Source organism: Synechococcus sp. BA-120 BA3, assembly GCF_034931285.1.
Taxonomy (GTDB): domain Bacteria; phylum Cyanobacteriota; class Cyanobacteriia; order PCC-6307; family Cyanobiaceae; genus Cyanobium.
Genome location: NZ_JAYGHZ010000038.1, coordinates 1 through 11,400, shown reverse-complemented (window position 1 = coordinate 11,400; position 11,400 = coordinate 1). Strand labels below are relative to the sequence as shown.

Genomic DNA, 11,400 nt, shown 5'->3' with positions numbered 1-11,400 from the left:
TGTTTTTTCAAGCAAAAGACGGCATACGTGGTACCCTAGCGTCTCGTGGGCTCGGAGATGTGTATAAGGAACAGGTGTCGACGCGGCGCTCGGCGGCCAGCAGCTGGTCGCGGGCGCGGCGCTGGCTGGCCAGGGCCTGGTCACGGCGGCGTTCGGCGGTGATCAGATCGAGGCGGCTGCGCTCCAGCTCGCCCCGGGTGCGCTGCAGTTCCCCCTCGTTGCGCTTGAGGGCGGCGCGGCTGTCCCGCAGGCGGTCCTGGATCTGGTCGAGCTCGAAGAGCCCCACCCGCAGGCGCTCGCTCACCAGCAGCATCAGCCCCAGCGATACGGCACTGATCAGGCTGCCGGTGAGCACCGTGATCACCACGGCGGTCTTGCGGGGCCGCAGGTTGAACAGGCTGAGGCGCGCCTTGCCCACACGGCTGCCGAGGCGGTCGCCCAGGGTGGAGAGCACTCCTCCGAGCACCAGGAGCGCGAGGATCAGCAGCCAACCCGACACCTTCCGAGCCCCGGTTCCGCGATCCACCAAGTATCCATGCCGGTGGCCTCACGGCACCCGGCTGGGGCCGCCCGATCAGCTGAACCGCTTGGCCAGGGCGATGGGGTCGAAGACGGTGATCTTCTTGCGGTCGATCTGGACCAGGCCGTCGTAGCGCAGGTCGCCCAGGAGGCGGGTGATGGTGACGCGGGTGGAGCCGATCGCCTCGGCGATCGCCTGGTGGGAGAGGCGCAGGTCGATGGTGATGCCCTCGGCGCCGGGAACGCCGAAGTCGCGGCAGAGCACGAGCAGGAAGCTCACCAGCCGGGAGGACATGTCCCGGTGGGTGAGGGTCTCGATCATGGTCTCGGTCTGGAGGATGCGGGAGGAGAGGCCCTGCAGCAGCAGCAGGCCGACGCTGGCGTCCTGCTCGATGGCGCGCCGCACCGAGGTGGCCGGGGCCGTGACCATCTCGACCCGGGTGAAGGCGATGGCGTGATAGAAGCGGTCGGAGCGCTGGCCGGTGAGCAGGGAGAGCACGCCGAAGAGGCTGTTCTCGCGCAGCAGGGCCACGGTGATCTCCTCGCCGGACTCATAGACGCGCGAGAGGCGCACGGCGCCGCGCCGCAGCAGGTAGACCCGCTCGGCCGGGTCGCCGGGGAAGAAAATCGTCTTGCCGCGCTCGATGGTCTCGACGCTGCTGCCGGCCAGGCCGCGGATCACGTCCAGCAGGGTGGTGGCCGTGGCGCCGGGGGCGCCCATGGGGGTCACGGAGCCGGGGGATCCGCTGGATGGGGTGCTGGGGTAGCGGCTGAAGCCACGCGTAGCGCCGACCATCAAGGCGTGGCGATTGGTGATGAACCTATGGATCGACCTGGCCGATCCATGTAGCGGATGACACTCTTTAGCCGGTCGTCCGTGTGGCCGCAACCACGCTGGGCCCGGCCGGCGCCACAGCCAGGGCCTGGCGCTGGGCCTCCTGCAGGGCGCGCAGGCCCGGTTCGGCCAGATCCAGCAGGGCGTCGAGGCGGGAGCGGGAGAAGGGGGCGCCCTCGGCGGTGCCCTGGATCTCCAGCAGCCGGCCCTGCTCGTCCATCACCACGTTGAGGTCGACCTCGGCGCGGGAATCCTCGGAATAGTCGAGATCCAGCAGGGCCACACCGTCCACCAGCCCCACCGACACGGCCGACACCTGCTGGCGCAGGGGCGAGGCGGCCAGCACCCCCTGCTGCTGCAGGCGTTCCAGGGCGGCGGCCAGGGCGATCCAGGCGCCGGTGATCGAGGCGGTGCGGGTGCCGGCGTCGGCCTGGAGCACGTCGCAGTCGACCAGCAGGGTGCGCTCGCCGAGGGCCTCCAGATCGAGGGCGGCCCGCAGGCTGCGGCCGATGAGGCGCTGGATCTCCTGGGTGCGGCCGGAGAGCTTCATCAGCTCGCGGCCCTGGCGGCTGGGGGTGGAGGCCGGCAGCAGCCGGTATTCGGCGCTGAGCCAGCCGCTGCCGGAGCCCTTGCGCCAGCGCGGCACCTCGGGATCGAGGCAGACGCTGCAGAGCACGCGGGTGCGGCCGGCGGCGAAGAGCACCGAGCTGAGGGCGAAGCCCATCGGATCCCAGTCGACGGCCACCGGGCGCAGGGCATCGGCGGCGCGGCCGTCGTTGCGGGGGGCGTCGGCGGGAGTGGTCACGCGGCCTTTGGCGGAGCCGGGCCAGCGTAGGTGGCGCCGGTGGTACGTCTGTTCCCAGCCACTACCGATGGTGTGCCGGGCTGGCGAGGGCCGCTACATTCGGGAGGTGAGCGGCCGGGGCGATCCGTCCGGACCTTTCACACCAACGCTTCCGTGGGGTGTCCATGACCGCCAGCCTCATCGACCCCGGCCACCCCCGGCGTACGGCCGCCCCGGCGCGCACCGAGCCGCTGGCCCTGGTGCCGCCGCTAAGGCTGGTGAGCCAGCCGGAGGGGCTGCTGCAGATCCATACGGCGCCGTTCCGGGGCAGCTTCGCGGCGGTGTTCAGCCAGGCCCTGCGCAGCGCCGGGCTGGGCAGCCGGGTGCTGGTGAGCCAGTTCCTCAAGGGGGGCGTGGAGCAGGGGCCGGCGGGCAGCCTGACGCTGTGCGGCCGGCTGGAGTGGCTGCGGCCGGGCACGCCCCACTGCCTCGACGGGCCGCCGGGCTCGCAGGGGGAGGAGGGGGCCACGGCCGAGGAGGTGCTGGAGGCGGTGGCGGAGGTGTGGGAGGTGAGCCGCGAGCGGCTGCTCAAGGGCGACCTGGATCTGCTGGTGCTCGATGAGCTGGGGCTGGCGATCGCCCTGGGGTATCTGAGCGCGGAGGCGGTGATCGAGGCGCTCGAACAGCGGCCGGCCCATCTGGATGTCATCCTGACGGGCCCCTCGATGCCGGCCAGCCTGATGGCGATGGCCGATCAGGTCACCCAGTTGCGCCGCGGCGGCTGACGCCATGCTCAAGAACGACCACTGGATCAACGAACAGGCCGCGGCCGGGATGCTGGAGCCGTTCCAGCCGACGCTGGTGCGCCACCTGGATCCGGAGGGCCGGACCGGCCCGGTGCTGAGCTTCGGGTGCTCGTCCTACGGGTACGACCTGCGGCTGTCGCCGAAGGAGTTCCTGATCTTCCGCCACGTGCCGGGCACGGTGATGAACCCGAAGCGGTTCAACCCGGCGAATCTGGAGCCGGCGCCGATGCACAGCGATGAGGACGGCGACTACTTCATCCTGCCGGCCCATTCCTACGGGCTGGGGGTGGCGCTGGAAAAGATGAAGGTGCCGTCGAACATCACCGTGATCTGCCTGGGCAAGAGCACTTACGCGCGGCTGGGCATCATCGTGAACACCACCCCCGCCGAAGCCGGCTGGGAGGGCCACCTCACCCTGGAGTTCAGCAATTCCTCCGGCGCCGACTGCCGCATCTACGCCGGCGAAGGCATCTGCCAGCTGCTGTTCTTCGAGGGCGACCCCTGCTCCACCACCTACAACGACCGCCAGGGCAAGTACCAGCACCAGCCCGAGCGGGTGACGCTGGCGAAGGTTTGAGGGGGAGATTGGGGGGATGGGATGGGGCTTCTGTGGCAGAACGGACAGTTGGTTATCGGGTCCGTCTAAGTCGCTCGCCTCGGTCGGCGCCATGGCGCTTAGTGGCTGCGGCGTCAGGGCTCCAGGGGAATGTTCTGCGCCGCAGCTTCTGCTTATGCGGCTGCGAGTCTGCCTTATAGGTGGTTATCAGAACTGTCCAATAAAGAGTTAGACATCGCGAAAGCATATGCGCCGCGAAATCACATCTAATGAACTAGCCGCACTGTACGGCAGCGTTGGCCGCTGCATCTGGCACATCCAGTATCTAGAAGACGTGCTGCACACGCACCTCACACTGAAAGTAGAGATTCGTGAGCCAGGTCGCGTCACGGCAGCAGAAGCACATGAACTACTAGCCAAGCATCGGCGGGCAAGTCAGGGCACGGCTTTGGGGACAGCCGAGAAGCACGGTGTGCTGCAATCAGAATTGCTTGCTGAGTTGCGTACTCTGAAAGATGAGCGTGATTGGCTTGTTCATCGATCGATGCATCAAGATGGCAATTCGCTGTACACTGACGAAGGAAGAAATGCGGTCTTCTCTAGGCTCGAAGCCCTGATGCAAAAGAGCTTGCACCTCAAGAGCAAGGTAATAGCAGAAACAGAGGCATTCTGCACTGGACATGGGATTTCATCTGAACAAACAGAAAAGCTTGCTCGGGAGAAAATTGCTCGGCTTAGAGGCGATGTCTAACCTTGCCATCGAGGGGGTGCCCAACCGGCTGCGCCGGTCGGTCACCCCTCATGTCTAACGTTAGGTATACGCTATGAAGGCCTTTCTACGTTTTCTTGGTTGGCATGAGATCTTCCTTTGAGATACAAGACGTGCACAGATGGTGGGCTGAAGCGAGGGCAAAACGATGGGGACTACGAGGGTCTGAACTGCTTCGACTTCTCTCTAATCAGGATGGAATGTGTAGACTTTCGGGCGCTCAACTATTGTTTGGTGACGGCAATCAGGGTCACCCACTCTTTGCAGAGTTGGACCATGTCTCTCCTGGAAGTGATCACTTGGGATCGCAAGTCATTTGCCGCTCGCTGAATGGGATCAAAGGTTCACTGCCGTACTTCCTGTTTTCAGAGCTGGTCAACCTTCCAAGTTGGACCGGTTTAATGGACCGCTGGAGAAGCCAGGCACTTCTGGACCATACTGATCTCGAAGCATTTCGGCGGCTCTTATTGGATTAGGCGAAGACGGATTTAGAAGGAGAGTCACAGATGCTGCATTTCTACTGATCTTAATTGTTTAGGTGATGCTCCGTAGACCATTGGGTTCTCGCATGCAATCGTTCTTTTGATGTCATTCTTCAACAACTGTCTTCACAAGACGACCGCCTTCCCAAGCCCCAGCCAAGAGTCAATGACTGTCATGCGAATCGGCAGATCAGAGGCCTCCCAAGTCCCAGGGGCGAACAGGCAACTGATAAACCCTTGTCGCGTCGAATCCTCATTTCCTGCAATCTAGTGGCGGCGCTAGGCTTCAGAAAAAGCCATGCTTCCATCGCACGGAAAGCTCGAATGCCGCGCCTGCTTTCAAAGCACTGCCTCTGATGCGATGTCCCCGCACCCGGACTGGCGCATAATTAATGATCCAGGTGCATGGGGAAGCACCTCCCCTGAGGTCCTGGTACTCGGTTTTTCTAAGGGAGCTACTCAGGCGGGAATCTACCAATCTGGAAAGTTTGAAGACATAGCGTTTGCAGGTATGCGTCCTCGGTTGAGTCAAGTCCTTCAGGCGATGAAACTTCTTCCCCTGAATGAGACGGCTGACCAGCGAATCAGCGATCCAAACTCCAATATTTCATTTGGGTCACTGATTCGTTGTAGTGTTTCTAGGCGTGATGTGAAGGCGTCTGCGAAAACGGGCAGAGAGGTCTTCGCATGCACCGGCCCGCTTATCTCTAAATCGTTCTCAGAGATTCCAGATGTCATTCGCACATGCACAACAAGGTATCTTCGCGACCTGCCGAGCTCTCTGCGTTTAGTTGTATTCCTTGGCAACACTGACAGCTATGTTAAGCGCTGCCAGGAATTGGTCCAATCCTTGTATCCCGATACGTTCTCACGTGTAAACCAAATGGCCGTGAAAGCTGATGGCCGGATCTGGGTGCACTTGGCGCATCCATCGGGACTAAACGGTCACTTTAATGACTGGCTAGACACTGATCTAGGTCCCGGTTTAAAACGAGTTCAGGCTGAGCATGCCATTGCTGAAGCCCAACCCTTCATTTGAAGCTTCGTATTCCGGCGAGGCTCAATTAAAATGTGTATGGCCAAGCTCCGAGCCCCTGGTGCCCCACGCTCCACTAAACCCTCCGGCCTCACCACCACCACCATCGGCATCGACGTGGGCGGCCCCCGCAAGGGCTTCCATGCTGTTGCCCTCACCGGCGGCGCCTACGCCGCCCAGCTGGCCACCCGCGATGAGCAGCAGCTCGCCAACTGGTGCCGGTCCGTGGTGCAGGCGAGCGTGATCGCCATCGATGCCCCCTGCCGCTGGAGCACCGATGGCCGCGCCCGACCCTGCGAATGGGAGCTGAGGCAGCAGGGGATCATCTGCTTCTCCTCGCCCACCCGCCAGGCCGCCGTCGCCCACCCCACCGGCTACTACGACTGGATGCTGCAGGGGGAGGCGCTGTACCGGGCCCTCGAGCCCAGCCATCCGCTGGCCACCGCGCTCCCCATCAACGGGCCGGGCTGCTTCGAAACCTTCCCCCACGCCATCACCTGGCACCTGCGCGGCGGCCAGGCCCAGGCCTCCCAGAAGCGCACCCAGCGCCGGGTGTTGCTGCAGCAGGCGGGCATCGACCTGGCGCCGCTCACCAGCATCGACTGGATCGATGCCGCCCTCTGCGCCCTCACGGCCCACCACGCCGCCAGCGGTGGCGCCTGCGTGCACTACGGCGAACCGGAGACCGGCTGGATCGTGGTGCCTCAGTGAACCGCCGGGGCCTCGGCCCCGCGGCAAACGGAGATCAGCGCTCCCACCAGGCCGAGGGCGGCCGCCAGACGGAAGGCCAACTGCTGGGCGCCAAGAAAGGCCTCCAGCTGGGACCCGCCCAGCCGCGCTCCCACCTCCCCGGCCAGGGCGGCGTCGGCACCGGCGGCGCCGAGACCGTGGGCGAGCAGGGCGGCCGCCAGCGCCGTGCCGATCGCCTGGCCGAAGTTGCGTGCCGTCGACAGGAAGCCGTTGGCCACGCTGAGGTGTTGCGCCGGCACCGTATTGAGCGTGGCGCTGTTGTTGGGGGGATGGAACAGGCCGCCGCCCATGCCCAGCAGCACCAGGGGCCCGATGATGCTGGCATCGGCAGCGTCCGGACCCAGCCAGGACAGGCCCACCAGGCCCGCACTGACGCAGATCATGCCGGCCGTGCTCAGGGTCCGCGCCCCGGCCCGGTCCCCCAGGCTGCTCACCGTCAGGCTCGTGGCGGTGAGCACCAGCGAGAGCGGCACGATCAGCACCCCCGCCATCACCGGCGAGCGGCCCAGCACCAGCTGGGCGTACAACGGCAGCAGGAAGTAGCAGGCCACCGCGGCCACGAAGTAGAAGGCGGCGGCCACCGAGCCGAAGCTGAAGGCCCTCGATCGGAACAGGCTGAGGGTCAGCAGCGGTTTCGCCAGGCGCTGCTCCACCGCCACGAACAGGGCCAGAGCCGCCGCGCCGCCCAGCAGGAGCGCCAGGCTGGCCGGGCTCAGCCCCTCCTGGGAGAGCTGCTCGATCACCAGGAAGGGGGCGCTGGTGGCCACCACCGCCAGCACGGCCCCCGTCCAGTCCATGGCGCTGCGGTCCTGGCTGCGGGGGCGGGCCTTGAGGATCCGGAGGCTGAGGATCAGTCCGGCCAGGCTCACCGCCAGGATCACCAGAAACAGGGAGCGCCAGCCGAACTGGCCGATCAGCAGGCCGCCGAGCACCAGCCCCGTGACCTGGGCCAGCGCCAGGATCGAGGCATTGACGGCCATGGCCTTGCGTCGCTCCTGCTTCGGGAAGACGGCGGTGATCTCGGCCATCACGTTGGCCAGCACCAGGCCGCCGCCCACGCCCTGGAGCACCCGGAAGGCGATCAGGGTCTCCACCGTCGGCGCCAGCGCGCACAGCACCGACGTGACGACGAGGACGCCCATGCCGATGACGACGATGCGCCGGCGTCCCCAGATGTCGGCCAGGCGTCCGGCCGGCAGCAGGGTGACCGTCACGGTGAGCAGGTAGGCGACGATCACCCACTTCAGAACCGGCAGCCCGACGCCGAACTGACGCGCCATCGCCGGCAGGGCGAGGGTGACGATGAACCCGTCCATGTAGACAACGAAGTTGCCGCATTCCACGGCGGCCAGGGTCCACCAGCGGTCGGGATTGGCCGGCGGCGCTTCCCCCGGACGCTGGACGGCGGCGTTGACCTGGTCCATCGCTGATGCTGCCCTGATCTCCAGATGGCCTGCAGATACTGGCAGCGGTGCTGTTCTACCGACGTGGGTTTCGGCCGTGAGCAGGCAGAAGGACCTCAATCGAAATGTCCATTAAGATGCCCTAATGGACATTTCCGTGACCGAGTTCCGTGCCCAGTGCCTGGAGTTGATCCGGCGGGTGGAGAGCGGCGGTGAGGTGGTGGAGATCACCCGCCACGGCAAGTTGGTGGCACGCCTCATGCCCCCGACCACGCGCTCCGCTCAGGGACTCCCGCCATGGACGACCTTGCGCGGTTCCGGAGTGCTCCACGCTGAGCCAGAGGAATCCGTGCTTGAGGCCCAGGCCTTCCATGCCCTGCGGTGAAGATTCTGCTGGACACCCATGTCTGGCTGTGGTGGCTGCTGGGTTCCGATCGCCTCGTGGCCGGGGAAAGGCGTTCGCTGGATCGAATGGCTGCCGCCGGCAGCACCCACCTCTCGGCCATGAGCCTATGGGAGGCGCAGATGCTCTCCGCCAAAGGACGGCTGACACTGGATCGGCCGTTTCAGACCTGGTTGCAGGAGGCCGCTTCCCCTGCGGTAGTTCAGATCATGCCCCTTGCCGTGTCCACGGCGATCCTGCCGACAGGCTGATCGTGGCCACGGGTTTGGCCCATGGGTTGGTGCTCGCCACCCATGACCAGGCCATCCGCAATAGCGGAGTGATCCCGATCTGGAGGGGGGCCAGGTCGTAGCCCGTTTTTCCTGCATTGGAAGCTCCGTTTTTCCTACATCAGAAGCTCCGCTTTTCCTACATTGGCTGCTGCCGCAGGCCTGCTGCGCTTTCGCCAGCAGATCGCTCTGGCCGCTGACGGCTTGAATAGGCAGCAGGCCAAAGAAGCGCCCATTCCAGGAGCAAGACATTGCCCTACGTGAACGTTCAGATCACCCGAGGTGCATCGCGGCAGCAGAAGGCCGAGATCGTCAGGGACATCACCGACTCACTCGTTCGTGTGCTCGGCAAGAGGCCCGAGCACACCCATGTCGTCATCCAGGAGATCGACGATGAGAACTGGGGATTCTCCGGGATGCTCACGGACGACTGGAAGGCGGCGCAGGCGGGGACATCCAGCCATGGGCGATAGGGCGGGAACCGATTGGGAGGCGAGGTTCCAGGCCAGCCGGGAGCCCCAGGTGAAGGTGCTGGAGAAGTCGTTCGCGGGCATCCCCGCCGGTGCCCGGATGCTGGTCGTCACCCCTCGGATCGTCGATGCGGAGGTGTCCGAAATCCCGCCGGGGACCGTAATGGCAGCGGCGACCCTGCGCCAGAGACTGGCCACTCGGCATGGGGCCGACGACGCCTGTCCGGTCACGACCGGGATCGCCCTGCGGGTCGTGGCCGAGCGCTCCTATCTCCGCCTGCAGGCCGGTGTGGAGCCGGTCACACCGTTCTGGCGCGCGGTTGACCCCGAGAGCGACCTGGCGGGCAAGCTGGCCTGTGGCCGGGAGTTCCTGCGGCGGATGCGGTCGGCAGAGGCGCCGCCTCTGCGGCGAGGGGCATGAACGCGCCCATTCCCTAGCCTGAGCCCATGGCAGATGCTGACATCTGATGGCCTCAGCCCAAGCCATCGGTCTGCCGGAGTCCGCCATGGCGGCCATTCAGATGGTCCTCGCCACCTATCCCGAGGTGGAGGCCGCGATCCTCTACGGATCCAGAGCCCTTGGCCGCTACCGCCCCGCTTCCGATATCGATCTCACCCTGACGGGTCACGCCATCAGCAACGCCACCCTGGCCCGCATTGATGCCGATCTCGATGATCTGCTCCTGCCCTGGGTGATCGATCTTTCCGCACGCGCCGCCATCAGCCATCCCGCCCTTCTGGACCACATCCAACGTGCCGGCGTGCTGCTGTACCGACGCTCGGATCCGCCAGCCTTCCCTGCCTGACCGTCCGGGTGGCTACTTCTGGTCTAGTCTGGTCTGGTTGAGTCGCCCGTCGCCATGGTGTCCCGTCCCAGCCGGGTGGTGAACATGCTCGAAGCGAAGACCCACCTCTCACGCCTGGTGGAGGCGATCGAAACCGGCGCCGAAGCAGAGGTGGTGATCGCCCGCAACGGCCGGCCCGTGGCACGGCTCACCAGCCTTCAGACCCCGGAGCGACCCCGCCGGCTGGGCATCGCCCGCGGCCAGTTCGTGGCGCCCGAGTCGATCGATGCTGCCAATCCCCTGATCGCCGATCTGTTCGAGCAGGGCTGATGCGGCTGCTGCTCGACACCCACACGTTTCTCTGGGCCATCACCGATGACCCAAAGCTGGGGCCCCTCAGCCGTGAGCTGATCACCAGAGAGGCCAGCGCGGTGTTTCTCAGCCATGTGTCGCTCTGGGAGATCGCCATCAAGCACGCCCTCGCCCGCGGCGACATGCCCCTGTCGGCTCGGGAGGCCATCGCCTGGGCGGAGCCATCCGGCTTTGCGTTTCTCCCCATCGACCTTCCCCATCTGCTGGCACTCGAGCAGCTGCCCCTGCACCACCGCGATCCCTTCGACCGTCTGCTCGTGGCCCAGGCCATCAGCGGCCCCTTCACCCTCCTCAGTACCGACGCGGCCTTCGCCGCCTATCGCTGCCCGCTGCAGGACGCCCGCGCCTGAAGCCGCCTCCGCCAGTGCCCCCGAATCAGCCCGGCGCCCCCGGCGGCGCGCTCACCAATCGCACCAGCAGTTCGGCGTAGGCCTCCCTGTCCACCGGGGCCACCTCGCGGCCGTGCAGCAGGTCCTGCATCAGGATCAGGTGCACCAGGGCGCCCATGAACAGCCGCGCCCGCAGCTCCGCCTCCGCGGCTCCGGCGATGGCCTCGAACAGCGCCGTCACCCGGCCCACCCCGGTGCGCTCCAGCTGGGCCAGAAAGGTCTTGGCCAGTTCGGGGAACCGCTCCGACTCGGCGATCACCAGGCGCAGGAAGTCCAGGAACTGGGGCTGGCTGTGGCGGCACTCCAGGCAGCGGGTGGCCAGCTCGCTCAGGGCCGCGGCGGGCTCGGCCGGCAGGGCCTGCTGGGGTGAGGCGCCGAACAGTTCGCTGAGGCGCTCGCCCACCATCGCCTCGGTGAGGGCGCGGAACAGGGCCTGCTTGTCGGCGAAGTGGCCGTACACGGTGGCCTTCGAGACGCCCGCCGCCGCGGCGACGCGGTCCATTGAGCTGGCGGCGTAGCCGTGCTGCAGAAATTCGCGCCGGGCGCCGTCGAGAACGGCCTGACGCTTGTGCTGGCTGCGCCGCTCGCGGGCGCTGGGGACGGCGGCGGTGCTTGGGACGGCGGCATCACCACCGGCATCGGCTGGGGGCATGGCGCGTCCGGCTCAAAAACTGAACTGAACCGTATAGTAACTGTAGATGGGAGGGCGCGATGGTGGGGCGGCGGGCGCAGCTGGGGCTGGTGGCGGCGGGCGGGGCCGTGGTGCTCACCC

The 11,400-nt window shown here is 66.1% G+C and carries 15 protein-coding genes and 2 pseudogenes; 12 read left to right on the top strand and 5 right to left on the bottom strand.

Features of this window, described 5'->3' with window-relative positions; translation table 11 throughout:
- Nucleotides 1–85: 85 nt before the first annotated feature.
- From VB737_RS03265 to rph, 3 genes and pseudogenes are all read right to left on the bottom strand, one after another.
- Nucleotides 86–499: pseudogene (locus tag VB737_RS03265) on the bottom strand (DUF3084 domain-containing protein); the annotation flags it as partial.
- A gap of 75 nt (nucleotides 500–574) precedes the next feature.
- The gene (ntcA, locus tag VB737_RS03260) at nucleotides 575–1,240 is read right to left on the bottom strand and encodes a global nitrogen regulator NtcA (RefSeq protein ID WP_500311102.1); all 666 of its coding nucleotides are present in this window, start codon (nucleotides 1,238–1,240) and stop codon (nucleotides 575–577) included.
- A 142-nt stretch (nucleotides 1,241–1,382) separates the two neighbouring features.
- Complete coding sequence (gene rph, locus VB737_RS03255) at nucleotides 1,383–2,159, bottom strand: ribonuclease PH (RefSeq protein WP_500311100.1); 777 nt, start codon at nucleotides 2,157–2,159, stop codon at nucleotides 1,383–1,385.
- Between the two features lie 164 nt (nucleotides 2,160–2,323).
- Here rph and VB737_RS03250 point away from each other — a divergent pair, with 164 nt between their 5' ends.
- The 5 genes from VB737_RS03250 to VB737_RS03230 all read left to right on the top strand — a co-directional run bounded on the left by VB737_RS03250 (nucleotide 2,324) and on the right by VB737_RS03230 (nucleotide 6,498).
- Entirely contained in the window at nucleotides 2,324–2,923 is a 600-nt protein-coding gene (locus VB737_RS03250; RefSeq protein ID WP_500311098.1) for a cob(I)yrinic acid a,c-diamide adenosyltransferase, read from the top strand.
- Between the two features lie 4 nt (nucleotides 2,924–2,927).
- Nucleotides 2,928–3,521, top strand: a complete 594-nt coding sequence (dcd, locus tag VB737_RS03245) for a dCTP deaminase (RefSeq protein ID WP_500311096.1) — start codon at nucleotides 2,928–2,930, stop codon at nucleotides 3,519–3,521.
- Nucleotides 3,522–3,747: 226 nt separating this feature from the next.
- Complete coding sequence (locus VB737_RS03240) at nucleotides 3,748–4,251, top strand: hypothetical protein (protein WP_500311094.1); 504 nt, start codon at nucleotides 3,748–3,750, stop codon at nucleotides 4,249–4,251.
- An 861-nt stretch (nucleotides 4,252–5,112) separates the two neighbouring features.
- Nucleotides 5,113–5,790: a hypothetical protein gene (locus VB737_RS03235; protein WP_500311093.1), complete on the top strand. Its 678-nt coding sequence runs from the start codon at nucleotides 5,113–5,115 to the stop codon at nucleotides 5,788–5,790.
- A gap of 36 nt (nucleotides 5,791–5,826) precedes the next feature.
- A complete protein-coding gene (locus VB737_RS03230) occupies nucleotides 5,827–6,498 on the top strand; it encodes a DUF429 domain-containing protein (RefSeq protein WP_500311091.1) in 672 nt (223 codons plus the stop codon).
- Here VB737_RS03230 and VB737_RS03225 read toward each other — a convergent pair.
- Nucleotides 6,492–7,961, bottom strand: a complete 1,470-nt coding sequence (locus VB737_RS03225; protein WP_500311089.1) for an MFS transporter — start codon at nucleotides 7,959–7,961, stop codon at nucleotides 6,492–6,494. The genes VB737_RS03230 and VB737_RS03225 overlap by 7 nt on opposite strands.
- A gap of 136 nt (nucleotides 7,962–8,097) precedes the next feature.
- On the opposite strand from VB737_RS03225, the gene VB737_RS03220 reads away from it, so the two are divergent.
- The 7 genes and pseudogenes from VB737_RS03220 (at nucleotide 8,098) to VB737_RS03190 (ending at nucleotide 10,589) form a co-directional block, all read left to right on the top strand.
- The gene (locus tag VB737_RS03220) at nucleotides 8,098–8,325 is read left to right on the top strand and encodes a type II toxin-antitoxin system Phd/YefM family antitoxin (protein WP_500311088.1); all 228 of its coding nucleotides are present in this window, start codon (nucleotides 8,098–8,100) and stop codon (nucleotides 8,323–8,325) included.
- A gap of 86 nt (nucleotides 8,326–8,411) precedes the next feature.
- Complete coding sequence (locus VB737_RS03215) at nucleotides 8,412–8,594, top strand: PIN domain-containing protein (RefSeq protein ID WP_500311086.1); 183 nt, start codon at nucleotides 8,412–8,414, stop codon at nucleotides 8,592–8,594.
- 263 nt (nucleotides 8,595–8,857) lie between these two features.
- A pseudogene (locus VB737_RS03210) lies at nucleotides 8,858–9,085 on the top strand (tautomerase family protein); the annotation flags it as partial.
- A 49-nt stretch (nucleotides 9,086–9,134) separates the two neighbouring features.
- Complete coding sequence (locus VB737_RS03205; protein WP_500311084.1) at nucleotides 9,135–9,503, top strand: hypothetical protein; 369 nt, start codon at nucleotides 9,135–9,137, stop codon at nucleotides 9,501–9,503.
- 46 nt (nucleotides 9,504–9,549) lie between these two features.
- On the top strand, nucleotides 9,550–9,888 hold the full coding sequence (locus VB737_RS03200) for a nucleotidyltransferase domain-containing protein (protein ID WP_500311082.1): 339 nt from the start codon (nucleotides 9,550–9,552) through the stop codon (nucleotides 9,886–9,888).
- 54 nt (nucleotides 9,889–9,942) lie between these two features.
- Nucleotides 9,943–10,197: a type II toxin-antitoxin system Phd/YefM family antitoxin gene (locus VB737_RS03195; protein ID WP_500311080.1), complete on the top strand. Its 255-nt coding sequence runs from the start codon at nucleotides 9,943–9,945 to the stop codon at nucleotides 10,195–10,197.
- Complete coding sequence (locus VB737_RS03190; RefSeq protein WP_500311078.1) at nucleotides 10,197–10,589, top strand: type II toxin-antitoxin system VapC family toxin; 393 nt, start codon at nucleotides 10,197–10,199, stop codon at nucleotides 10,587–10,589. The genes VB737_RS03195 and VB737_RS03190 overlap by 1 nt, the downstream gene beginning before the upstream one ends.
- A 25-nt stretch (nucleotides 10,590–10,614) precedes the next feature.
- On the opposite strand, the gene VB737_RS03185 is transcribed toward VB737_RS03190, so the two are convergent.
- Nucleotides 10,615–11,280, bottom strand: a complete 666-nt coding sequence (locus VB737_RS03185; protein ID WP_500311076.1) for a TetR/AcrR family transcriptional regulator — start codon at nucleotides 11,278–11,280, stop codon at nucleotides 10,615–10,617.
- Nucleotides 11,281–11,400 lie beyond the last annotated feature (120 nt).